The organism is Bacteroides sp. AM23-12 (assembly GCF_003434395.1).
GTDB lineage: Bacteria > Bacteroidota > Bacteroidia > Bacteroidales > Bacteroidaceae > Bacteroides > Bacteroides thetaiotaomicron.
The window spans coordinates 68473-94649 of record NZ_QTLF01000001.1 but is presented as its reverse complement, the minus strand read 5'-3'; the positions used below and the strand labels follow the sequence as shown (position 1 = coordinate 94649).

The window sequence follows — 26177 nt, the reverse complement described above, 5'->3', positions numbered from 1 at the left end:
CTTACTTCAATAGTTTGGCGTTAAACTCTTTCAAGGTATCCAATACGTTGACACGCACGTGGATGAAGTTCTCGATACCTGCTGCTTTCAGTTCATCCATACAGGCGGGAGCACCTGCTACGATAAACATAGCACGGCCGTCCAATGCTTTGAAAGCCGGCACCGCATATTCCGCATATTCGTCATCGCTTGAACAGAGAACTACAATGTCAGCTTTAGCAGCCATAGCAGCTTCTACTCCGGCTTCCACCGTTTCGAATCCGAGGTTGTCAATAACTTCATATCCGGCACAAGCGAGGAAGTTGCAAGAGTATTGCGCACGTGCCTGACGCATAGCCAGATTACCGATAGTCAGCATGAATGCTTTCGGACGTTTGCCGGAAGCTTCCGTTTCAAGACGCAACGCCTCAAATTCGCTGGCAGCACGGTCAAATACCAAAGTATCCACATCTTTCTCGCAAGTATGAGCATCACCTCCGCAGCAGCATTTAGCTTCTATCGGCTGTTTCTCGCCTGCTTTTTCATTGAAGTTCGGGAACTGGTTGGTACCCAGTAGCACTTCGCGACGTTGAGCAACTGCCTTATGACGAGCCTTGTTGCTTTCGTTCACTGCTGCCTGAACTGTACCGGCTTTCAGTGCAGCATAGAAACCGCCTGCCTCTTCTACGGCAAGGAAGAGTTCCCACGCTTGTTTAGCGATAGACACTGTCAGGTTCTCGATATAATAAGAACCGGCAGCCGGGTCTATCACTTTATCAAAATGAGATTCTTCTTTCAGTAGCAACTGCTGGTTACGTGCAAGGCGTTCAGAGAATTCATCCGGAGTCGAATAGGTCTTATCGAACGGAACGACTGTCATTGAATCCACACCTGCCAATGCAGCACTCATCGCTTCAGTCTGTGTACGAAGCAAGTTCACATGAGCGTCAAACAAAGTAAGATTGAAAGTGGAAGTTTCGGCATGAACCGCCATCTTCGCAGCACAACGACATTCTCCATTAGCCCCCTTATTATCGCAATCACGCAAGCATTCAGGATGGTAAGAAGCTACAATGTTTGCCCACAGCATACGTGCTGCACGGAATTTTGCAATTTCAAGGAAGTAGTTGGAACTGATACCGAAGTTGAACTTAATTTTCTTGGCTACTGTAGCAGCAGGGATACCTGCGTCTGTCAGCTGGTTCATGTATTCATTACCCCATGCCAATGCATAGCCCAGTTCCTGAGAAATGTAAGCTCCGGCATTGTTCAGCGAGATTGCATTTACATTCAGTACACGATAGAAAGGAAGCGGTTGGATAGCTTCGATCAGGGCTTTGGCAGTTTGAACCATATCGCCTTTTTCTTTACCGCGAGTCAGCATCTTGTTAAAGAAGTCATAATTGACAGAACCTCTCAGTTTCTTCACATCATAATCCTTCTTCTGGAAATAAGCTACCAGCAGACCGGCCAATTCAACCACATGTCCCTGACAAGTAGAGAAGTTCAGTTCTACACATTCAGCCTGAATATCATTCAACAGTGTTTCAATGTATTCCGCATTGAGTTCCTTTGCTTTTACGTGGAAAGAAAGTGAGTCAACACCTTTGTTCAGAATATCCAGTGCTTTGGCATTGGCTTCCTTCGGGCATTCTACTTTGATTTCCTGACGAACCAACCACTCATTATTGTTCTTCTTGGTTCCTCTCAGATAAGGAAATTCTCCGGGAAGTGCATCTGTAGTTTTCAAACCCTCCAGATCTTCCATCCGGTAGAAAGGTTTCACTTTGAACCCTTCGTTTGTCTTCCAAACGAGCTTCTTCTCAAAATCAGCACCTTTCAAGTCGGCTGTAACCTTCTCCATCCATTGTTCGGTGGAGACAGGAGAAAAGTCTGAGAAGAGTTTTTCTTTTTTGTCTGCCATAGTTTATTTAAAATTAAAACAAGAATTAATATTGTCTTTATTTTTATTTGTCTCTTTCTAAATGTCAGTCGTTCGACTTGCAAATATAATTAATAAGTTCGAACGATTCTTCTTTTTAGAAAAAATTCGCACTACAGGTTACAGAGAGAAAATGAAGAATGATAAACTAAGAATGAAGAATCTCCGTGCAACTTAAGGCTAAACGAAGCAAATTCTTCATTCTTCATTTTTAGTTCTCCTTTTATTTGATTAGCTCCGATGTAATGAGTAATTTTGCACCCGTTTTTAGAAGAACATTATAAAAACTACTAATATTTATGGATTGGTTACAAAGTTTATTGTGGGACCCTAGCTCTGTGGCACACATTGTATTCCTCTACGCTTTTGTAGTGGCAGCCGGTGTGTATCTCGGTAAAATAAAGATATTCGGAGTATCTTTGGGAGTCACTTTTGTTTTGTTTGCCGGCATCCTAATGGGACATTTCGGCTTCACAGCCGATACACACATCCTACATTTCATCCGTGAATTCGGATTGATCTTGTTCGTATTCTGTATCGGTCTTCAGGTGGGGCCATCGTTCTTCTCTTCTTTCAAAAAGGGGGGAATGACATTGAACCTGTTGGCTGTAGGCATCGTAGTGTTAAATATTGCTGTTGCATTGGGGCTTTATTACCTCTGGAACGGTCGTGTGGAATTGCCGATGATGGTGGGTATCCTCTATGGAGCTGTGACGAACACTCCGGGACTTGGTGCCGCCAATGAGGCCCTGAACCAGTTGAGCTACAACGGACCGCAGATTGCACTGGGTTATGCCTGTGCGTATCCGCTGGGTGTGGTAGGTATTATCGGTTCTATCATCGCTATCCGTTACATCTTCCGCGTCAATATGACCAAAGAGGAAGAGAGCCTGAAAACTCAGAGCGGAGACGCGCACCACAAGCCGCATATGATGAGCCTTGAGGTACGCAATGAGTCTATCAGCGGAAAAACACTGATTGAAATCAAAGAATTTCTGGGACGTAAGTTTGTTTGCTCCCGTATCCGTCACGAAGGACACGTAAGTATTCCGAATCATGAGACGATATTCAATATGGGCGACCAGTTGTTTATTGTTTGTTCGGAAGAAGATGCTCCCGCCATCACCGTATTTATCGGAAAAGAAGTGGAACTGGACTGGGAGAAGCAAGATCTTCCGATGGTTTCCCGCCGTATTCTGGTTACTAAACCGGAAATTAACGGAAAAACGCTCGGTTCCATGCACTTCCGTAGTATGTATGGTGTCAACGTGACCCGTGTCAACCGTTCCGGTATGGACCTGTTCGCTGATCCGAACCTGATATTACAGGTAGGTGACCGCGTAATGGTAGTAGGTCAGCAAGATGCGGTAGAGCGTGTAGCTGGTGTTTTGGGTAACCAACTGAAACGTTTGGACACACCGAATATCGTTACTATCTTCGTAGGTATCTTCTTAGGTATTCTTTTAGGAAGTCTCCCGATTGCATTCCCCGGTATGCCGACTCCTCTGAAATTAGGTTTGGCCGGCGGTCCGCTGGTGGTAGCTATCCTGATCGGACGTTTCGGACACAAACTTCATTTGGTGACTTACACCACAATGAGTGCCAACCTGATGCTGCGTGAAATCGGTATTGTGCTATTCCTTGCCAGTGTAGGCATAGATGCGGGTGCCAATTTTGTGCAAACAGTTGTAGAAGGCGACGGCTTACTGTATGTAGGCTGTGGTTTCCTGATCACTGTCATCCCGTTGCTTATCATCGGTGCAATTGCAAGACTATATTATAAGGTAAACTACTTCACTCTGATGGGATTGATAGCCGGTAGTAATACGGACCCTCCCGCATTGGCTTATGCCAATCAGGTGACATCCAGTGATGCACCGGCAGTAGGATATTCTACTGTTTATCCATTATCTATGTTCCTTCGTATCCTAACGGGACAGATGATATTACTGGCGATGATGTAAAGCGAACTAATTTAATTAATAAATAAAGCCGACCAAATTCAGAAAGAATTTAGCCGGCTTTATTATTATCGGGATTTTGTTTTCTTTTTCAATTACATTCCAATCTGTAGTTTTTTAGCCACAAACTCTTCCACAAACCGCACCGTCTCCTCAATCCCCAAAGAAGAGGAATCAACACACAAATGATAAGTAGCCGCTGCTCCCCATGTTTTATAACTGTAGTAATTATAATACTCCGAACGTCTCTTATCCGCTTTTTCTATCATCTCTTCCGCCGCCTCCTCATCAATACGATGCATCTGACACAACCGTGCGATACGATCTTCTTTAGTAGCCGAGATAAAGACATTTGCACAACGGGGATGTTCCCGTAAAATATAGTCGGCACAACGTCCGACGAACACACAGGATTTCTCTGCCGCCAGACGACGGATAACATCACTCTGCACCTTAAATAAAGCATCATTGCTCAGACAGTTGGTACATGGCATTGCCCCTTCACTGATGAAAGGAAAACGCATACCGAACAGTCCGCCGATAATGCCTTGCGAGGCTTTTTCATCAGCTTTTTCGAAGAACTCCTTACATAAGCCGCTCTCTTCGGAAGCCAGATTGATCAGTTCCTTATCATAAAAGTCGATTCCCAAACGGGCAGCCAACTTCTCTCCTATTTCTTTTCCGCCGCTACCTAACTGGCGACCGATATTGATAACATAATTACCGCTCATAGTACATTTTGTTTTATGGTTTGATAGCAAACATACGACTTTTTTCTAAAAGATGCACCATTATACAAAAGTTATATTTAAAAGAAACAATCGGAAAGCATCCTTTTTTCATATATACTCTGCCAATAATACATCTACATGGCACAGGAGTCCGGCTATCACCCACCTATTTTTTCTTCTTGCCCCACTTGGGAGTTATACCGATAAAGAACTCGAAGTTAATTCCCGGCATCGGACGGGATAATACCGAAAGATACTCTTCGTCAAAGAGATTATTGACTGTCCCTTTTAAGGATAAATCTGCCCAACGGAGTGAGAATCCTTTTTCAAGGGTCACGTTGCTCATGAGATAGGGTGGAAGATGTCCCGTATAGGATACAGCATTACTCGTCATTGTATAACGTTCGCTATAGTAACACCATTTATAAAGAAGCCCCCAACTGCGATATGTCAGCCTGCCTGATAACGTAGCTGAATATTCGGGTATGTATGGTAACTGCTTCCCTACTGACTGGTCAGCCTTGCTCGTAGGTTCACCTTCATTAATAGAAGGAGTCCACGCAAATGTTCCATTTAATCCAAGCTTCCATGCTTTATCAATTGCAACTGCATAATCAGCCTGTACTTCCACGCCATAGGCGTGTACTTTTTTAAGATTAACGGGGGAATAAAATCCCTTCGACGTAGGTAGCCAAATAATCCAGTCGTTTATATGTTGATCGAACCAGGAAGCCGAACCGGATAATGTATAAACATTATCCTTATCCACAGAAAAGGACAGCCCCGTTTCGTAAGTAAATCCACTTTCATTATTCAATGCCGGATTGCCACCCGGCAAAAAATAAAGGTCATTCAATGTCGGAAAACGATAATTACGGGTAATAGAAGCCTTTGCCATTATATTGCCTCTTTTAGAAAGAACATAATCTACAAAAAAGGCAGGAATAACCGGTGCCCATTTAGTCCCGAACATCTCTCCCCGCAGGACCAATGACATACCCAACCGATTGACCGGCTGCCATTTCAATGAGACATTACCCGACAACTCAATACGTCCTTTATCAAAATAAACAATAGAATCATTCTTCCTTCCCTGACCATACTTATCGTTCTTATTATCATCTTTATTCAGATCTTTATCCAAACTATTCACCAAATGCTGATGAGCCGACACACCCGCCGTCAAAAGGAGTTTATCTGAGAAAAAATACTCTCCATCCAACTGCCCGTAGAAAGTATTGACTTTACTACGTGAACGGGTCATTGTAGCCATTATACCATTTCCCAAATCCCGCTTATAGTCGTACGCCAACCATGTATGCACATAACCTCCCCTTGCCGATACTTTCCAGTTTTCACGCGTATGATCCCATGATAAAACACTTCGCAGTGTATGTTCCCGTTGTCGGTTCTCGAAATCCATAAGATCACCCTGATCGGTCGTCAGTAATGCCAGTTCACGGTTAGAATCAGTATACCACGCATTCAGTCCGAAGCGATCACCTTTACCCGTATTGTAATATACCTCCTGTAAAATGTGCAGATCTTTGTATGCACCACTACGATTACGTTCTATGGGATAATACTGTTCGATTATATTATATTTATCATCATAAATATTCTCTTTCTTATCATGATTACGATATTTATAATCATTGGGCGACGACTGATAGACCGCCCGCGTCGAGATCTGCCAATGTTTATCTCCATACTTCAATTGCAGAAACTCATCGAAGGTACTAAATGAACCGATACCTTGAACATATTGCATTCCGAAGCCTTCTTGATGAGCAGGCACTGTAGATAATTTCACCAATCCTCCCAAACCACCACCAGCCATATTCACCGATGAAGTGCCATGCAGCAAAGAAGCGTCATCTATAAAATAAGATGGAATCATCGAAAAGTCAGTCATCCCCAACATTGGATTGTTGATACGCATACCGTTCCATGTTACCTGTGTATGCGAAGCAGACGTTCCCCGAAATGATACAGTAGAAAGCGTGGCACGTCCGTAGCTTTTTACAAAAATAGAAGAATTGAAAGTGAGTATATCCGCCATTGACAAGGCTATATTCTCCTTAAGCACAAGTGAATCAAATCTGGTCTGCTGTACGCCTATATCTTTCATCGGGCGCTTTCCTAAAATTTCCACTTCACGAATGACAATTCCCTTTTCCGCCCAATTCTTATTGTCGCTGCTGTGTTGTTGTCCACTCATTATAGATGGAAGTAATAAAAGAACTCCTACAAACTGCACTAATAATATATTTCTCCTCATATTCTTCTCTACCGATTACTTCCAACAAAATGCTCCGGGAATAATCCCTACATAAAACTCATCCACAAGTTCCCCATCTTTCGTATAGCGATAAATCATCCCCTGTTGCTGATAGTCAATAGCATCAGCCACATAGACATCTCCATTCTTCGGACTAACCGTCAGACCATAATACTTCGTATCACGATACTTGAGGAAAGGACGTACGGGGACACGCTCCGCATCAACAGACATACGCCAAATATCTTTGTTAATCCAGTAAAGTTCATCACCCGCACCATTAAGCTGTACTTCCGAAGGAGCATCTCCCAACTGAAACTTAAATTGTTTCTCTATCTTGAATGTTTCGGCATCAATGCAATAAAGCGATGGCTCCTCATACCCGTATGGACTTCCTTTATACCCTCCATCAGTAATCGTCCACATCTTGAAGTTCTTATCCATAACGAGAGAAGTAGGTTGTATACCTACAGTAAGCTGATCTACCACCTTGTCCGTTGTAGTATCTATCTTTAATATACGATTCTGATAAGACCAGCAATTTACATACACATATTTGCCATATTGTACCATCTGTTCTGTTGAGCCTGTTTCCATCGTCATATCCGGACATTCGATATATCCGGTTATCTGATAAGTTTTGGGATTGACAATGAAAATACGATAATCCCAAATCTGTGTGACATAGGCTTTTTCGTCCGAAATAAAATGAATGTAGCGTGGAGAAGTAAGTCCCGTAATGCGTCCCACTTCCTTAAATGTATTAATATCAATGGCAAAAATGACGTGAGAGTTGTTTACTACCACCCAACCGACATCATTACGAATAGTCATTGACTGTGCTACATCTCCCAACTTCATCGCATTAGCCCGATAGAATACTTCATTTTCTACCGTTTTCGTTTCCGGGTCATAATAAGATAAGGTAGCATTACCATACTGAAAGTTCCCTTCATTGGTAATGAAAAGACCGTCTCCCGTAGCTGAGAAATCCTCCATCTCACCATAATCCCATTTCATACAACCGATAAAAGCCGTCAGACAGAAGACAATAAATAAAACAGATAGTAAAATTCGTTTCATAATTAAAAGTGAGAAAAGGTTATTAACTAACTTGTCGCATCACTCATTAGACATCTGCCAGCAAATTATAATTTGCGACAAACATCAAACATAGCATTTGTACCGACCGGTTGAATGAGGAATCAATTGAATATAGGAATGAACTATACCAGTTGATTTCTACCCGAAACCCGCGGGTATAAATCTGCAGCGGCAAGGCAGGTCTTCTGACTCGTCCCCGTTTATCACGCCTTCCCAGTGATGTCACCAGTGGCAAAGAATGTGATAAACTCATCTCCCGAAAGAGAGGACTTACAGCAGCAGGTACTGTCCCGGATTTACACCGGATTCCCTTTTCATCGTTTTGGAAGGTTAGACAATTCCAAATACGAACCTTGCGGGTGCAAAGATACTATAATTATATTTCACGCCTCACTTCTCCCCTGTCTTTTTTATCAAGAACAAAAGATTAAAGACTTCTTCAAATTAGCACATTATGAGCAAGCAGATGAAAAAGAGAAAAGTTTGCCCTCTGTTCCTTCCTATCTTTCGGATAAAAACCGGATGACTCATCAAAAAGAGGAGGAATTTCTATTTTCACAAAAGCGGCTTAATATCAAAACCATCAATTTTCAATCATTTTAGCCTAGATTACAAGAATATGCAAGCAACAGCAAACAAAAGAAACTATATCTACGACATTTTATCATAAACTAAGCATCCATATCAAAAGAGCAAACAGCACAAAAAAGCATAATAACGTACAAAATAAGATTGCTTCTTAACCGAATTAACATTGCTTTATAAGCAAACTAAGATTGGTTTTAAACCAAACTGACCTTCCTTTAAAACCAAACCCGCCTTCCTTTAAAAGAAAATCAACCTACTTGGTCGGCAAAAGCTGCATATATAACCATTTTTCCTGCATAACGGCCTCCGCTTTCCGCATATTCTTGCATATAAGTAATCCATTTTTCTCCTATTTCAAGTATTTAGCTTCTATTTTCCCAATAGAAAATCTTAAAAACAGAACATTTGGAGATGGTGTCACTATACCATCGGCATAGTGACACTATCCTGCAAGTATGGTGACACTATCAGAGAGAGATAGTGTCACCATATCCAATTCCTCCTTTCCCACCCCCGACAACGTAATAAAAATTAATTAGTTAAAATAGACATATTATATAAAAAGATAACTATCTTTGCGGTCAAGAAGTTGGTTCTTCGTTGCTATAATAAGTTGTATTTCATTCGATTAAGATATAACAAAAGCTATCGAAGATTAAAAGGGAATGCCGTGTGAATCGGCAACAGTATCCGCTGCTGTATTTTCCCGTACTGCCCTTGAAGGACAGTACAGTTTGTAGCAATTTGTCACTGGAAATTTTCTCTGGGAAGGCGCTGCAAATAAGGGAATAAGTCAGAAGACCTACCTCCTTTCGGTTGGATTTTACTCCTGCGGCATACGGGAGGTAGTTCGTTGTCTTTTTCCACAGGCGCTTACCATGTGCGGACGGAAGAGGCTTCTTCTATATTTATACTTACCGGGATACTGACTGCCCAGCGTAAAATCCATTATCATTCCTGTTTGCAAACTAATTAAAAGTATGCTTATGATAAATGGATTTTTAAAAACAATCGCTAGCTTATTAATGCTATGTACTGTCGTGTCTTTCGCCTCCTGCCGGAACGACGGTGATGATGAAGAATTGGGTGGCGGGACAACAGGTCAACCACCGGTAATTACCTTCGACAACGGTACGGGAATCTACACAGTAAAGATTATGAAAAGCATCACAATCACTCCCCTAGTGAACGATGCCACCGATCCTGTATATACATGGAAAGACGAGAAAGGTAAAATAGTATGTACAGACCTCTCATACACCTATTCACCTAAAGCGGAAGGAGAAGTCTATTTCAAATTCCGCGTGGACGCCAAGAATGGTTATGCCGAAGAAGAACTGCGGGTAGATGTAGTGGAAAAAATGATACCTTCCGTATCATTGATTCCCGCCTACTCTACCTATATGGGAAAGAGCGTAACCCTCGAATCTTCCGTAAATTTCACTGAAGGAGCAAAGTACGAATGGGTGTCCATTGACGAAAGCGGTAAAACCAAAGAAACGGTCGGAACCGAAGCTACCTATACGTTTACCCCCACCGAAGAAGGACAATTCAGTTTCAAACTTACGGTTACCAACGAAGACGGTAGCGGGAATGCGTCGACTTCCGTACTGGTATCACCTGAGCCAGTGATGAATATAACCTTCAGCAGTAATCAACTAACCGTCCCCAAAGGTCGTGCTGCCTGTATAGCTCCCGTCATTACGGATACAACAACCCATGCAACCTACGTGTGGGAAGTAGACGAAGTAATGCAACAGGGAGAAACTGGCCCCACTTTTACCTTCACTCCACCAACAGCCGGAAGCTATGTGGTAAAAGTAACCGGAACAGATGGCGACATAATAAAAAGTGCTATCCAGACCGTAGTCTGCCTGCCGTCTGATGAAGCCAAATACTACCGCGCACCGTCAGCTGGTAGTTCGGACAGTAAAGTGAAAGTATACCACCTACGCCCTGCTCCGGGACAATTCATAGCACAGATTTCCGGACAGACCGAAGAAGAAGCCTGTCGTTACGCTGAGACTCGCATGAATGTACAAAACAATTATGTGTCTCTGGGTGCATGGGGAGGATATATCATCGTGGGATTCGACCACAGCGTATACAACAAACCCGATGTTAGCAGCAACGGAGGATATGACTTCGCTATCATAGGCAATCCCTTCGACGGTAGTTCCGAACCGGGTATCGTCTACGTCATGCAGGACGAAAACGGAGACGGACTGCCCAATGACACTTGGTACGAACTACGTGGCAGCGAAACCGGAAAGGCGGAAACCTATCAACACTATGCCGTCACTTACTACCGCCCGCCTACACACAATATGCCCCTGCAATGGATCGACAACCGGGGAAACTCCGGCTCCATCGACCTCAATCCTAACTTCCCGCTATGGATAAAGGAAAACAACTATACTTTATACGGTACCCGCCTGAAGCGAAATACAACCCGGACACCGGGCGGAATCTGGCGCAATGAATCCTATCCGTGGGGATATGCGGACAACTGGGGAGAAGACATTCTCGCCGAGGGCGACAATCACGATGCCGCACCCGTAGGCAACGCCTTCAAGATAGAAAACGCCATGTATCCCGACGGCACTCCGGTCAAGTTGCAATACATCGACTTCATCAAGGTGCAGACCGGCATACAATCCGTAGCGGGAGCCATCGGAGAGTTGTCCACCGAAGTATTCGGCTTCGTCGATTATAAGATGAGCGAAGCTCCTTCAAAGATAGATTAATAATCATTCATTATAAATTCACTTAATTTTTTAGACAATGAGAAAAGTAAATTACTGGAAAACCCTGTTAGTGGTTTTATGTACCGGATGCATCTTTGCAGCATGTGGCGACGACGACGATGAAAACCCGTTCACCGGAGTAGACAACAACTTCCTTAGTTTTTCACTGGAAAGCAATGAAAACGTATGGAAAGCGACGATTATAGACAATGAGATCACCGTAACGGTTCCCGAAGGAACTTCGCTCGATGGCGCGCAAGCCAGCTATACCCTTAGCGAGCAGGCAACTGTTAACCCCAATCCTTCTTCCGTTACCGCCTGGGGCGAAGAGCAACAATTCACAGTAACTTCCTACAACGGAACTACGCGTACCTATAAATATACAGTACGCTACTCCGCTGTAAGTGAAATCGGCACATTCATACTTAATTCGCAAGCTGATGTAGACGCTTTAGCCGACCACCATGTCACGGTTATCGAAGGCAGTCTGAGCATAGCTACAGTAGAAAATACAGAAGACCCCGTGATTAATCTGAACGGATTGGCAAAGATTACCGAAGTAATGGACGACATCACTATCGGGCAATACTATAAAGGTGAAAACCTTGCCGGACTGGCTAAACTGGAAAAGGTGGGAAGTATCAGCATGAGAAACAATAGCTCACTGACCGAGTTTGCACTCCCAAACTTGCTTTCTATCCGTGGAGAACTATTCATAGCAAACCCGGCAGAAAACAACATCACTTCTATAAAATGCCCGCAACTAACTACAATTCTAAAACAATGCTATATCCAAGCTCCCAACCTGAAAAGCTTAAATCTCAATTCGCTCGAAAGCATTCCGGGAAAAGGAGATAACAGTGATGGAGATGGTACATTCTCTCTTTATGGCAGCCAGCTTGTTTCATTAGATTTGCCGGTCTTAAAGCAGGTAGGAAAAAAGTTCACTCTATCGTTGGGAACAAAACATCCGGAACTCACCCAAATTAATCTACCGGAACTTATCTCCTGTAAAGAAGTATCTATTGGTTATGCAGATAAGTTAGAAACAATCAGTCTTCCCAAATTATCCACTCTTTCTTCTTTTAGCATTACTTCTTGTGCCAAATTTTCGAAGTTGAACGAAACCATTGCACCGTCCAATTTGGAAAAGCTAAGTGTATCACATTGTCCAAGCGTAACGGAATTGGATGCAAGTCAAAAAGACATCAACAGTATTTCTATCACTTATGTTGACAATAATTTCGTTCTAAAAGGAAAAGAAGAAATGGGAAGCTATGCATTCACAGGATATCAACTACCCAAAACAGAAGGAATCTCTACTTTTGCCAGTCTCACGGTTACCACTCCGCTTACTAATGTAGAACTTTCCGGTATTAAACAAGTTACAGGGGAATTAAGTTTCCAAGCTACAGCAAATGTGACATTGGAGTCAGTGAGTATGCCCGATTTAGAAACTGTAGGTAAATTCGCTACTGGAAATGACAATAAAAGATGCAACTTTCCTAAACTTACAAGAGTGACTGAAAGGTTATATATAAATATAGAAAAAACTGTAACTGACCTCTCTTATTTAAATTTTAAGAGTTTAGAGTCTGTAGAGTTTTTAGAAATGTATGGCAGCAGAAATACCAACATAACATCACTTGAAGACCTTTTGCCCAAATTAAAATCGTCAAATCGTATAAGTATTAGACTATTCACAGCTCTATACGATTTTAGTCTATTCAAAGATATAGCAGATGCAATGACAGAAGACGCCCAATGGTACGTACGTACTTGTGGTCCCGGAACAGTAACATTACAACAGATGCAAGAATCAGCAACCGGTGATTTTACACCGGATAATTAATCACTTAATAAATTACAATTATGAAAAAGAGCATTTTTTTCTTAGCAGCCAGTGCAATTATGTTTGCAATGGGCAGTTGTACTAATGATGTGTTGGACAATGTCCAGCAAGTAGACAGTTCACTTCCGCAGACACGTGCTACAGCGAGTAATGACTGGACGTATGCGTATGTACTTAGCGAAGGTACATGGCATGTAGCTCCTCCCTCATCTCCAGGAAACATTGTTCGCTATGATAACAATTGGACGAAAAAGTCTACCCTAGAAATTGGAGACACAGGCAACGACTTGATTCAATACGGATCAAAACTCTATTGTGCAGTAAGTGGTCACGACCTTACAGCAGATAATGGAGGAATATGGGTACTGAATGCCAAGACCGGTCAACTTCTCACACCTCAAATGAAACAATACGATGATGAAAAAACCGGGCACAAAGCTATGCCAAGACACTTGGCTGCTGCCAATGGAAAAGTATATATCAGCTTTTATTCAGGGGCAGTGATGTCTATCGACACCATGAATTATGCTAAAGTTAACTACCTAGAACTGGATGCGACCTATTCAGAAGGTATCTGCATCGGCAAAGACAACAAAGTGTATGTCTGCAATTCAGGCAATACTGATGACACCCAAGCTGGTGAAGGAACAACTATTTCCGTATTGCCACTTACCCTTGACGATGAAACTCAAATTACCGTTCCTAAAAATCCTAAGTTGATAGCAGCTTATTCAGCCAATAAGATGTACTTTAACGTACTGGGTGACGGAGGTATGCATTCTGCATTGTACAAATTCAATCCAACTACACCCAATGTAGCTCCAATATTAGTTACAGAAAAAGCAGGTGGATTTGCAATCGGCAGTCAATATCTTTATACAGCAGATATTGATTGGAACACAACTGACTATAAGACTATCATGCAAAAAGTACAATTATCTAATGATGATACTAGCGATTTCACTGATGATCCCGGATATATGTTCGGTTTCAGCGTAACAGTCAATCCATTCAACGGAGATGTATGCTTCGGTCAATCAATGGGAGACGCATTGTATATTTATGACTCCGCAGGAGGTGATTACCTAGATATGGTAAATACCGGCACAGCCAACGTGAACGCCGTAGTCTTCGTCAAATAACTTTCCGCATCAATATTGAAAAGTTAGATTCAATCCATTCACCTCCCAGCGAAACTTTCTCGTAAGGGAGGTGATTTTTCTTCTTTTTTACTACTTTTGTCCTCAGATAAAAACATCCGTATGAAATTTAAATCCATTATTTCAACTATCACGCTATTATGCCTCCTTTTTTTGGCAAGCTGCGTATACAATAAAAAAACTTCTTTGGAAGCATTCAAGCAAGACGTATACACGCCCGAATATGCTACCGGATTCAAGATACTGGGCGCAAAGAATGCCCAAAGCACCTTGATACAAGTATCCAACCCGTGGCAAGGAGCCAAAAATGTAACAATGTCCTACTTCATCTCCCGCAATGGTGAGCTCCCCCCCACAGGATTCACCGGACCGACCATCCCTGCCGGAGCCCAACACATCGTATGTATGTCTTCCTCCTACATCGCCATGCTCGACGCACTGGGACAAGTGGACCGCATCGTAGCCGTATCCGGCATTAACTACATAGCCAATCCCTACATCCTCGCCCACAAAGATTCTATCAAGGACATGGGCCCCGAAATAAACTACGAACTATTGCTGGGATTGAAACCGGACGTCGTACTGCTATATGGCATCGGTGATGCCCAGACAGCAGTAACAGACAAGCTGAAAGAACTCGCTATCCCCTATATGTATGTAGGAGAATATCTGGAAGAGTCACCGCTTGGCAAAGCCGAATGGCTGGTTGCCCTCTCCGAACTGACAGACAGCCGTGACAAAGGCATCGATGTATTCAGGGAAATCCCCAAACGCTATCAGGCACTGAAAGACCTCACCGCATCCGTAGAGCAACGCCCTACCGTGATGTTCAACACCCCGTGGAACGACAGCTGGGTGATGCCTTCCACCCAAAGCTACATGGCACAACTGGTCACTGACGCAGGAGCCGACTATATATACAAGGAGAACACCTCCAACAGCTCCGCCCCCATCGGCCTGGAAACTGCCTACGGACTGATACAAAAAGCAGACTATTGGATCAATGTAGGCACGGCATCCACACTGGACGAACTGAAAAACATGAATCCCAAGTTTGCCGATGCCAAATCTGTCCGTAATAAAACAGTTTATAACAACAACCTGCGGATAACCGCCACAGGAGGCAATGACTATTGGGAATCGGCAGTCGTACGGCCTGACGTCGTATTGCGTGATCTGATTCATATCTTTCATCCCGAACTTGTATCCGACTCAACCTACTATTACAGACACCTGGAATGAAGCAACCTCGTAGACACACCACTCTTTTATTCATCACTTTGGGAATAATCGCCGTAGTCTTATTATTAATAGACATGGCGACAGGGGACACTTATATCCCCATCCCCAAAGTATGGGCCGTACTGACGGGAGGCGAATGCGACGAGATGACACGCAACATCCTTCTCTCCATCCGCTTTATCCGGGTAGTAGTAGCAGGGTTGATAGGTATCGCCTTGTCGGTCAGCGGCCTGCAAATGCAGACCGTTTTCCAGAACCCGCTGGCAGACCCTTATCTGCTGGGAGTCAGTTCCGGTGCGGGACTCGGAGTGGCGTTGTTTATATTAGGTGCCCCATTACTCGGCTGGGCGGATTTCCCACTTTTGCAATCCGCCGGCATCGTAGGTTCGGGCTGGATAGGGACCGCCGTCATCTTGCTGGGCGTAGCCATCATCAGCCGGAAAGTAAAGAATATACTGGGCGTACTGATCATGGGAGTCATGATAGGCTACGTAGCGGGAGCCATCATCCAGATATTGCAGTATCTAAGTTCGGCGGAACAACTGAAAATGTTCACCCTGTGGTCGATGGGATCGCTCAGCCACATCACAGCCGGACAGCTGTCTATCATGATACCAGTAGTGTGCATAGGTCTGCTGCTCTCCGTAGCCTGCATCAAGTCACTGAACCTGCTCTTGCTTGGCGAAAACTACGCACGCACGATGGGCATGAGCATCAAACGCTCGCGGACGCTTGTCTTCATCTCTACAGCACTGCTGACAGGAACAGTCACCGCCTTTTGCGGCCCCGTAGGATTCATCGGACTGGCAGTGCCGCACATCACCCGGCTGCTGTTTGATAACGCCGACCACCGGATACTGATGCCGGGCACCATGCTGACAGGACTTATCGCCATGCTGATATGCGACATCATCGCCAAGAAATTCCTGCTGCCGGTGAATTGTATCACCGCACTGCTGGGAGTTCCGGTTATTTTATGGGTAATAGGTAAAAACTTGCGTATATTCAAATGATTCAACTCAAAGACCTGACACTGGGATACGAACAGCGTACGCTGCTGGAAAAAGTCTCCGCCCACATCACGGGAGGACAACTCGTCGCACTGCTCGGCAGAAACGGCACAGGAAAAAGTACACTGCTGCGTGCCGTCATGGGACTGGAAAAGCCCCAAAACGGAGAGATTATCCTGCACGGGAATAACATCGCTTCACTGAAACCGGAAGAACTGGCACGGAACATCAGCTTCGTCACCACCGACAAAGTGCGCATTGCCAACCTGCGATGCAGAGACGTCGTCGCACTGGGACGTGCTCCCTATACCAACTGGCTCGGTCAGCTGCAAGGAGAAGACAAGGAGAAGGTGGACAACGCCATGCACCTGGTAGGCATGGACAGTTATGCGGAAAAGACGATGGACAAAATGTCCGACGGAGAATGCCAACGCATCATGATAGCCCGTGCCCTTGCACAGGACACTCCTGTCATCCTGCTCGACGAACCTACCGCCTTCCTTGACTTGCCCAACCGCTACGAACTCTGTCTGCTTCTCCGGAAGCTGACGCAAAAGGAAGGAAAGTGTATCCTGTTTTCCACACACGACCTGGACATCGCTCTCTCACTTTGCGACACAATCATGCTGATTGATAATCCTCAACTCTACAGCCTGCCTACCAATGAGATGATAACGAGCGGACATATAGAAAGACTGTTCCATAACGAGTCAATCACATTTGACGCACAAGCCATGAAAATAAGAATCAGATAAATATCCCATATCCTGATTAAACAAAAACAAGCATGACAGGCGGAAATTATCAAATGATAATTTTAATCTCCTTACATCCATCTACCTTTGCAGATGTTTTCAACAAACTAAAAATAAGAAGTTATGAAAGATAGTATTGATTTCGGTAGTATGGACATCTCCACATTGTTTCGTAAGTTATTAGTTCCTACGGTACTGGGAATGGTATTCTCAGCTATATTCGTTATTACAGACGGCATATTCGTAGGTAAGGGAATAGGCAGTGACGCCCTAGCTGCCGTCAATATAACAGCTCCACTTTTTATGATCGCAACAGGCATCGGACTAATGTTCGGAGTCGGAGGCTCAGTAGTCGCTTCCATCTATCTGTCTCAAGGTAAACGCAAGGCAGCAAATATCAACATTACTCAGGCTCTTGTATTCTCTACGTTCATCGTATTAGTGATGTCTGCTTTATGTTTTTGCTTCGTAGGGCCATTGGGATGCTTACTCGGAAGTTCAGACAGATTATTGCCTCTTGTCATAGAATATATGATCTGGTATCTACCCTTCCTCGTATTCTATGAGTTATTGAGCACAGGCATGTTTTTCATCCGGCTGGACGGATCTCCCAATTATGCCATGATGTGCAATGCCATCGCAGCTATATTCAATATTATATTCGACTATATTTTCATCTTTGAATTTGGCTGGGGAATGATGGGTGCTGCCTTTGCCACCAGCCTGGGAACAGTAGTAGGTGGATTGATGACTGTAATCTATCTTACGCGGTTCTCCCGCAACATTCATTTGCATCGCATCAAGCTAAGTTTGAAAAGCCTGATGCTAACGCTCCGTAACGGTGGCTATATGATAAAACTGGGAACTTCCGCTTTCATCAGTGAGGCTTCCATCGCCTGTATGATGTTTTTAGGGAATTATGTCTTTATCCATCATCTCGGAGAAGACGGAGTAGCTGCGTTCAGCATTGCCTGCTACTTCTTCCCCATCATCTTTATGGTATACAATGCCATCGCACAATCCGCACAGCCGATTATCAGCTATAATTTCGGTGCCGGGCAACCGGATCGGGTTCGAAAAGCCCTACATCTTGCCATCCGTACAGCTTTAATTTGCGGAATCAGCTTTTTCATCATCACGTTTCTATGCCGTCAGAATATTGTTTCGTTGTTCATTGACCGAAGCTGTCCGGCCTTTGATATTGCGGTCAATGGCATTCCTTATTTTGGGGTTGGATTCATATTTTTTGCCGCCAATATGATAGGCATCGGCTATTACCAGAGCATCAGACGAGGTCAACGAGCCACCATCATCACTCTTCTGCGGGGAGTGGTATTCATGCTGATCGGATTCTTTGTACTTCCACTTGTTTTAGGAGTACCGGGAATATGGCTGGCGGTTTCGTTGGCAGAATTGTTAACGACTCTCTATATTATCGGAATTTATTTCAAAGATCGCTTCATGGTCCACCGACTATGAGTATATTTGCAACATGGATGCATTCATTAAAAAACTCTGCGACAAATATAAAGTATTGGAAAGTGACGTACAGACCTTACTAGGCTGTATGGAGGAAGTACATTTCAAAAAGAGAGACCTCATTGTACGTGAAGGGACAAAGAACAGCAACCTTTATTTTATAAAAACGGGAATATGGCGGGCATATTACCACAAAGACGGAGCAGATGCCACCATCTGGTTCGCTTCAGACGGAGAAGCAGCTTTCTCCGTCTGGGGATATGCAGACAATGCTTATTCACTGATTAATATTGAAGCAATGTGCGACAGTGTAGCCTACAGTATATCCCGCGCAACCTTGAATCAATTATATCATTCTTCCATCGGACTAGCCAATCTGGGACTGCGGCTGATGGATCACCAGCTTCTTCTGCAAGAAAACTGGCTCATCAACTCCGGCAGTCCACGAGCGAAGGAACGTTACCTGACTCTTATCAAGGAGACTCCGGAACTGTTGCAATATGTGCCTTTAAAGTACATTGCATCTTATCTGTGGATAACACCGCAGTCGCTGAGCAGGATTCGGGCATCCTTATAATCTTCACTTTTTTTATGAGTATAAGATCAAATATTTCTCTCAAACTCAAGTGAATAAATAAAACTGTCCGCACGATAATATCCTATATTCCATTCCAACGGACACCCTTCGGGATCATAAACAAACCTTTTACGCACCAAAATTGGATCTCCGACCTTTATCTCAAGCTTACCAGCAATGTACTTGTCAGCCAGCCTGGCACTAATATCTTCTTTAGAAACTTTTGCAATAGCATGATAATCTCTTTCCAATATCTCATAAAGAGGTCTGGAGAAATCCTCACTTCCTGTTAAACCTATTTTAGGATTAAAATAGGATATAAAGTACACGAAAGGGTATTCTTGATTTCCACGTAAACGCTCTAACTTCAGTATTCTTTTTACATCAGGAGCATTAAAAAAAAGGGCTATATCATCTGTAGGCTTTGTCCAGCTAACATGAAGTTCATAATTCATTGGTACAATTCCCAAAGTTTTCATTTCCTGTGTGAAACTCATCCAATTCTGAGCTTTGGAACATACAGCTGAATTTACAACAACTGTACCTACTCCCTTTTTCCTCATCAGCAATCCTTCGTTCACAAGGTTATTAATCGCCTGTCTCAAGGTATTACGAGATATGCCCAATTGTTTAGACAAATCAATTTCATTTGGAAGCATTTTACCTTGTTTATATTCCTCCCCTTTGATAATAGTCCTCAACTGTTCTTCTATCTGAAGATAAAGGGGGATTGCGCTGTTATGGTTAACTAATATCTTCATGATTAACTTTTTTACAAAGATAAAAATAAAAATAAAAACAGGCAATACTTTTTGTTCTTTTCAAGAAAAAGAATACATTTGCAAATGTTTATATGTTCAGACATACTAATTAATTAAATCATAATAACTATGAAGTATTATTTGGGAATAGACATAGGTGGTACACATATAAAAGGTGGAATCGTCAACCTTCTAACGAATGACATTCATCAAAACATACTATCTCACGAAGAACTGAATGCCACAGATTCAACATCAAGCATCATTACGAAAGTCAGAAAAGTTATTACTGACATTCAAGCCTGTATGCCCCTATCTAAATTAGGCGGAATCGGTATAGCCATGCCCGGTCCTTGCGACTATGCCAAAGGTATAGTTGCCATTTATGGTGTGCCAAAGTTTCAGTCACTTTTCGGTCTTAACCTTAAAGAAGAAATTAAAAAAGTATCTGACCTGAATACTGTTTTCATAAATGACGCATCCGCTTATGCCCTTGGAGAGTATTATGCAGGAGCAGCAAAAGACACAAGTAGAAGCATTATAGTCACAATCGGCACCGGACTTGGAAGTACATTTCTTGAAAATGATACTGTTTTGAACGAACTGACAGAAGGAATACCTGAACATGGATATCTCTACAACATACCTTACCGAGACGGAATGGCAGATGACTTTTTTTCGACAAGATGGTTTGTAAATACATGGAATATGCTATTTCCAGATAAAAAGGTAACTGGCGTAAAAGAAATCGCACTACGCGCTTCGAACGGAGACAATAATGCACAGTCATTATTTGAAAACTTCGCTTCAAATTTCGTAGAATTCATAACCCCATTCCTGCTAAATTTTAAACCGGAGAAACTTATTATAGGAGGAAATATAGCGAAAGCTTCTGACTTCTTTTTAGATAATATTCAGTTTCAATTAAAGAAACTCAATTTAATCACTAAAATAGATATCTGTAAATTATGGGATATGTCGCCATTAATCGGATCTGCTATTTACACAAGCAACATACTTGAAAATATGGAAAATACAAAAGAGAAAAGACACACACAGCAATTTATTGCACCTACTAACTCTACTGCCACCCCATCAGGAGAATATGATATATACCCGGCATTTCCATTGGGAAAAGGCAAAATTGGGAAAGGTATAAACCAACTAGCTGACTGGATAGAAAAGCATTCCCAAATAAAAATAGATGGTTATATTGGAGTCTTTTGGGATGAATTAATCATTAAGTTAGGAGAAGAACTCAGAAAAAGAGGAAAGAATGTGCGATTCTTTCATTCCAGTGTAGCAATGAAAGATCCACAGACTATTGAAAAAATGATTGCTCCTTATCTTGGAGGAGATAATCCGTTATTCGGCACCATTACTGATAAGCATTTGGTTAATTGGTTTGATGAAAATAAGCTTAATTCCATACAACCTGACCCGGAAGCAGATTTAAATATATTTATAGGTACAGGAGCAGCCCTATCTCAATGGAAAGCTCCCCTGATTTATATTGATATTCCTAAAAATGAGATTCAGTTTAGAATGCGCGCCGGAGCCATCAATAATTTAGGATTAGATTATCGAAAAGACAATCAACAGGCTTACAAACAACTATATTTTGTAGACTGGATTGTTCTTAATAAGCACAAAAAGCAATGCCTGCCTCTGATTGACCTACTTATTGACGGACAAAGAGAATGGGATGAACTATTAATGATTTCAGGAAATGACCTACGAGAAGGATTGCACAAAATGAGCCGCAATTTCTTCAGAGTTCGTCCATGGTTCGAGCCTGGCGCCTGGGGAGGACAATGGATGAAAAATCATATTCAAGGATTAAATAAAGAAGTAAATAATCTGGCATGGTCTTTTGAACTGATGGTACTTGAAAACGGACTAATGCTGGAGAGTGACGGATATCGGCTTGAAGTATCTTTCGATTTTCTTATGTATAGTGATTATCAGAATATATTAGGAGAATGTTCGGAAACATTTAAGTACGATTTCCCGATACGTTTCGACTTTCTAGACACCTTTGACGGAGATAATCTTTCTATCCAATGCCATCCACGCCCCCGATATATACAAGAGCATTTTAACATGCCATTCACCCAAGATGAGACATATTACATATTGGATTGTAAAAACTCGCCATGTGTATATTTAGGCTTTCAAGACAACATCGTCCCTGAGGAATTCCAATATACCTTGGAACGAAGTCAACAAAAAGCAACGAAGGTAGAGATAGAAAGGTTTGTTCAAAAACACCAAGCTAAAAAGCACGATTTCTTTCTTATTCCCAATGGCACCATACATGCTTCAGGAAAAGATTGCGTGGTATTGGAAATAAGTAGCGCACCCTATATTTTCACATTTAAAATGTACGACTGGATACGCATGGGATTAGACGGGAAACCACGACCTCTAAACATTCAACACGGAATGAATAATCTATATTTTGAAAGAAAAGGGGAAAAAGTAATCCAGGAATTGATATGCCATCCATATATCATGAAAGAAAATCAGGAGTGTACTATAGAGCATCTACCTACTCATAAAGAGCATTTTTATGATGTATATCGTTACACCTTCAAAGACCGTATTCAAATGAATACAGAAAATACATGCCATGTATGTATGATAGTAGAAGGAGACTCCGTTTGCATTGAAACAGAGGACGGCATGAAACAACGCTTTAATTATGCAGAGACTTTTGTCATCCCTGCTGCTGCCCGATCATATACAATCATAAATGAAAATCCCGACAAAAGAATAATGTTGGTAAAAGCCTTTGTAAAAAAAGAAGTTACTTTGAAATAATGTCTTAATAAAAACATCTTATCCAACTACTATGAAACGAACTATTGTACAAATTATCTTTTTCATATATTGTATTGCGAATGTATATCCACAATACAGCACAATCTGGCAACTTGGCAAAACAGATAATTCATCCAAGGAGTTTGCCTTAGCACCGGATGGAAAAGATCGATTTATTATCTCCGGATTTGGGGATAATAAAAAATATTTTTATGCAGGCGAACACACACCGGCCGATTTTCCATACATTATACCGGGGCCTACTGCTGAATGGGCTGGCTCATCTTACTGGGCAGGACAATGCAGGATACAACTTCCTATTTTAATAAAACTATCCGATGTCAATCCGCTAAAGAAATATCAATGGAATATTTTTATAGAGAATGTAGAATACGAAGACTGTATGTTCTTAAGACTGGAAGTCAACGGAAAGAATTACGATTCTCCTATAAAGCCTGGCACCAAACAGCTAACATATTCAATACAGCCCGGAATTCTAAAGGAAGGGTACAACAAGATTGTAATGCAGTTATTCAACGGTAAATCCCTAACTTTTGACGCCATTTGCCTAAACGGACCTCAAGAGACACAAATCAATAAGATAGGTGATACTCCTATTATTTCAATGAAAATGGCTGATTATGAATTAGAACAAGGGAAAACAAGAACACAGCCTCTTCTACTGAAAACTATAACTAAAAAATCCGGAACACTTAAAATACAAATCAACCAAAAGAAGATATTCAAACAAGTAGAAGAAGGAGAGAATATCTACGAAATTCCAACCGGAAAACTTAAAGACCAGTCTAAAATCAAAGTTAAAATATCAACAGAAGGACAAACAGTAGCAACTCAAGAATTTATCCGTAGTAACCAGCAACTACGCAGATCAATTGATTATGTTGATCAGTTTGCTGGTTCCAGTGGTTCACGATGGATGATAGGCCCCGGACCATGGATGCCATTTGGAATGGTAAAACTTATGCCCGATAACGAAGATGCCCATTGGAAAGCAGGATATGAATATAACGTTGAAAACATAATGGGATTCAGCCACATTCACGAATGGACAATGACAGGACTCTTAATGATGCCAACTACGGGAGATTTAAAAATACAACCCGGAACAGAAAAACAGCCGGACTATGGGTATCGCTCCCGAATTAATAAGAAAACCGAAACAGCCCGAATCGGTTATTATTCTGTTAATCTTACAGATTATAATATCCAAGCAGAATTAACAGCAACTACCCGCAGTTCCCTTCAGCGATACACATTCAACAAAGCAGAGCAGCCACGAATACTAGTTGACTTTTTCTTTCCAGCAGAATACGACTGGAATTTAGATGATGTATACGTAAAAAAAGTATCTGACACAGAAATAGAGGGATGGACCTTGAACGATTGCCGGTCAACAGGATACCATGGAGTACAAAGATATAAATTACATTTTGTCATGCAGTTTGATAAGCCATTCAAAACAATGAATGGCTGGATACGAAACAAAGTATATAGCCAAATTGAACAGCTACATAAATCAAACATGAAGTCCCGACAGGTATTTACAGTCGAAAATAACAGTCAAGACAAACTGGACGCAGGAATCTTCCTCGACTTTAACCTTAACACTGGTGATGATGTTATGGTAAGGACAGGTATTTCATTAGTAAGCATTGATAACGCACGGCTAAATCTGGAAGAAGAAATAGCGAGACCATTCGGATGGAATTTTGATAAAGTTGTCACCAATCAACAAGATACCTGGGAAACACTTTTCCAAAGAGTCAGTATCACAACAGACAATTACCTCTTAAAGCAAAAATTCTACACCAATCTTTACCGTTCTATCAGTCCACGGACCATCTGGAATGATGTAAATGGGGAATGGATAGATATGAACGGTAACAAAGCTCTTATAGACAAGCCAGGTAAAAGCGTATATGGAGGTGATTCTGCTTGGGGAATGCATTGGACATTAGGTCCATTTTATAATCTTCTCTATCCGGAGTACATGTCCAATTGGATTTACACTTACGAGCAGTTCTATCGTCGTGGCGGCTGGCTTCCCAATGGTAATCCCGGTATGAAATATTTCAGAGTCATGATAGGCAATCCTGCTTTGCCATTGATAGTCTCCGGCTATCAACATGGAATTCGTGACTTCGACAGTCAACTCATGTATCGGGCATTAATTCACCAACAAACAGCCACTATGATAAACTATCCCGGAGGAGGACAAGTCGGTAACGAAAGTTATCCCGATTATATAACCAAAGGTTATGTACCTCTATACGATGACGCATGGGATTGGAATTCTCCGCATTATCAATCATACGTTTCCAATACAATGGAATACTCATATCAAGACTATTGCGCTGCTCAATATTTTGACGCTCTTAATAAAAAAGATGACTTCAATACATTTATGAAACGTTCTGATAACTGGAAAAACATATTCGACCCATCAACCGGATATGTACGCCCCCGACGTCCCAACGGAGAGTGGATCGAAAACACCAACCCATATCATGCTCCCGGATTTTGCGAAGGCAGCGCTTGGCAATTCACCTGGTACGTTCCTCATGATGTAAAAAGCCTCATCAATTTAATAGGAGAGCGTCAATTCATCGACCGGCTGAATGCCGGATTTGCAACATCCGAAAAAGTAAGCTTCAATGCTTTAGGAGATAATATGGGAGCTTATCCTATTAATCATGGGAATGAAACAAATATGCAGGCAGCTTACCTCTTCTCTTATACCAGTGAGCCGTGGCACACCCAGAAATGGGCACGTGCTATACAAGAAAAATATTATGGAATGGGTCCCCGAGACGCCTATCCGGGAGACGAAGATCAAGGCCAAATGAGTTCTTGGTACATCTTAAGCAGCATAGGACTTTTCCAAATGGATGGCGGTTGCAGCAAAGATCCTGTATGGTTACTGGGGAGTCCGCGATTTGACCGGGTAGAAATTCTGTTAGACAACACCTATTACTCTGGAAAAAAACTTATCATAAAAGCAGAAAATGTATCCAAAGACAATTGTTACATTCAATATGTAAGATTCAATAACAAGCGCCTTAGTAATAACTATATAGAATGGAGTAAACTCAAAAAAGGAGGAACACTTCATTTCATTATGGGTGACCGACCAAATCCAAATGCATTTAAATAAATAAACACAT

Annotated in this window: 17 protein-coding genes and 2 riboswitches; of the genes, 11 read left to right on the top strand and 6 right to left on the bottom strand. The window is 42.2% G+C overall.

Going from position 1 to position 26177, the window contains the following annotated elements:
• Position 1: 1 nt before the first annotated feature.
• Positions 2 to 1903 (bottom strand): methylmalonyl-CoA mutase small subunit, encoded by a 1902-nt coding sequence (mutA, locus tag DW640_RS00320; protein ID WP_016268587.1) that lies wholly within the window; start codon positions 1901 to 1903, stop codon positions 2 to 4.
• Between the two features lie 317 nt (positions 1904 to 2220).
• On the opposite strand from mutA, the gene DW640_RS00315 reads away from it, so the two are divergent.
• Complete coding sequence (locus DW640_RS00315) at positions 2221 to 3885, top strand: putative transporter (protein WP_016268588.1); 1665 nt, start codon at positions 2221 to 2223, stop codon at positions 3883 to 3885.
• A gap of 92 nt (positions 3886 to 3977) precedes the next feature.
• Here the strand turns inward: DW640_RS00315 and DW640_RS00310 are convergent, their stop codons facing one another.
• The 4 genes from DW640_RS00310 to DW640_RS24280 form a co-directional block, all read right to left on the bottom strand.
• Positions 3978 to 4613 carry an AAA family ATPase gene (locus DW640_RS00310; RefSeq protein ID WP_008766580.1) on the bottom strand — a complete coding sequence of 212 codons (636 nt, stop codon included), beginning with the start codon at positions 4611 to 4613 and terminating at the stop codon, positions 3978 to 3980.
• A gap of 166 nt (positions 4614 to 4779) precedes the next feature.
• Positions 4780 to 6834, bottom strand: coding sequence for a TonB-dependent receptor (locus tag DW640_RS00305; protein ID WP_011108133.1), 2055 nt, complete (start codon positions 6832 to 6834; stop codon positions 4780 to 4782).
• Between the two features lie 75 nt (positions 6835 to 6909).
• Entirely contained in the window at positions 6910 to 7977 is a 1068-nt protein-coding gene (locus DW640_RS00300; protein WP_074856325.1) for a YncE family protein, read from the bottom strand.
• Positions 7978 to 8155: 178 nt separating this feature from the next.
• Positions 8156 to 8369: riboswitch (cobalamin riboswitch) on the bottom strand.
• Between the two features lie 831 nt (positions 8370 to 9200).
• A riboswitch (cobalamin riboswitch) is annotated at positions 9201 to 9411 on the top strand.
• A complete protein-coding gene (locus DW640_RS24280; protein ID WP_255420835.1) occupies positions 9410 to 9541 on the bottom strand; it encodes a hypothetical protein in 132 nt (43 codons plus the stop codon). Its footprint overlaps the riboswitch before it by 2 nt.
• A 31-nt stretch (positions 9542 to 9572) precedes the next feature.
• Between DW640_RS24280 and DW640_RS00295 the strand changes: the two genes are divergently transcribed.
• From DW640_RS00295 to DW640_RS00260, 8 genes are all read left to right on the top strand, one after another.
• On the top strand, positions 9573 to 11333 hold the full coding sequence (locus DW640_RS00295; RefSeq protein WP_048693932.1) for a PKD-like domain-containing protein: 1761 nt from the start codon (positions 9573 to 9575) through the stop codon (positions 11331 to 11333).
• A 37-nt stretch (positions 11334 to 11370) separates the two neighbouring features.
• Positions 11371 to 13185, top strand: coding sequence for a receptor (locus DW640_RS00290; RefSeq protein WP_048693894.1), 1815 nt, complete (start codon positions 11371 to 11373; stop codon positions 13183 to 13185).
• Between the two features lie 20 nt (positions 13186 to 13205).
• On the top strand, positions 13206 to 14327 hold the full coding sequence (locus DW640_RS00285; protein ID WP_048693891.1) for a hypothetical protein: 1122 nt from the start codon (positions 13206 to 13208) through the stop codon (positions 14325 to 14327).
• A 120-nt stretch (positions 14328 to 14447) separates the two neighbouring features.
• Positions 14448 to 15587: an ABC transporter substrate-binding protein gene (locus tag DW640_RS00280; protein WP_048693888.1), complete on the top strand. Its 1140-nt coding sequence runs from the start codon at positions 14448 to 14450 to the stop codon at positions 15585 to 15587.
• A complete protein-coding gene (locus tag DW640_RS00275; RefSeq protein WP_008759785.1) occupies positions 15584 to 16600 on the top strand; it encodes an iron ABC transporter permease in 1017 nt (338 codons plus the stop codon). Before DW640_RS00280 ends, DW640_RS00275 begins: the two co-directional genes overlap by 4 nt.
• Positions 16597 to 17352 (top strand): ABC transporter ATP-binding protein, encoded by a 756-nt coding sequence (locus tag DW640_RS00270; RefSeq protein WP_008766586.1) that lies wholly within the window; start codon positions 16597 to 16599, stop codon positions 17350 to 17352. The genes DW640_RS00275 and DW640_RS00270 overlap by 4 nt, the downstream gene beginning before the upstream one ends.
• Before the next feature lie 123 nt (positions 17353 to 17475).
• A complete protein-coding gene (locus tag DW640_RS00265; protein WP_008766587.1) occupies positions 17476 to 18831 on the top strand; it encodes an MATE family efflux transporter in 1356 nt (451 codons plus the stop codon).
• Between the two features lie 13 nt (positions 18832 to 18844).
• Complete coding sequence (locus DW640_RS00260) at positions 18845 to 19408, top strand: Crp/Fnr family transcriptional regulator (RefSeq protein WP_008766588.1); 564 nt, start codon at positions 18845 to 18847, stop codon at positions 19406 to 19408.
• Positions 19409 to 19434: 26 nt separating this feature from the next.
• On the opposite strand, the gene DW640_RS00255 is transcribed toward DW640_RS00260, so the two are convergent.
• Positions 19435 to 20169 (bottom strand): GntR family transcriptional regulator, encoded by a 735-nt coding sequence (locus tag DW640_RS00255; protein ID WP_008766589.1) that lies wholly within the window; start codon positions 20167 to 20169, stop codon positions 19435 to 19437.
• 129 nt (positions 20170 to 20298) lie between these two features.
• Here DW640_RS00255 and DW640_RS00250 point away from each other — a divergent pair, with 129 nt between their 5' ends.
• Positions 20299 to 22992, top strand: a complete 2694-nt coding sequence (locus tag DW640_RS00250) for an ROK family protein (protein ID WP_008766590.1) — start codon at positions 20299 to 20301, stop codon at positions 22990 to 22992.
• 31 nt (positions 22993 to 23023) lie between these two features.
• On the top strand, positions 23024 to 26167 hold the full coding sequence (locus DW640_RS00245; RefSeq protein ID WP_011108135.1) for a GH92 family glycosyl hydrolase: 3144 nt from the start codon (positions 23024 to 23026) through the stop codon (positions 26165 to 26167).
• The last annotated feature ends 10 nt before the right edge of the window (positions 26168 to 26177 follow it).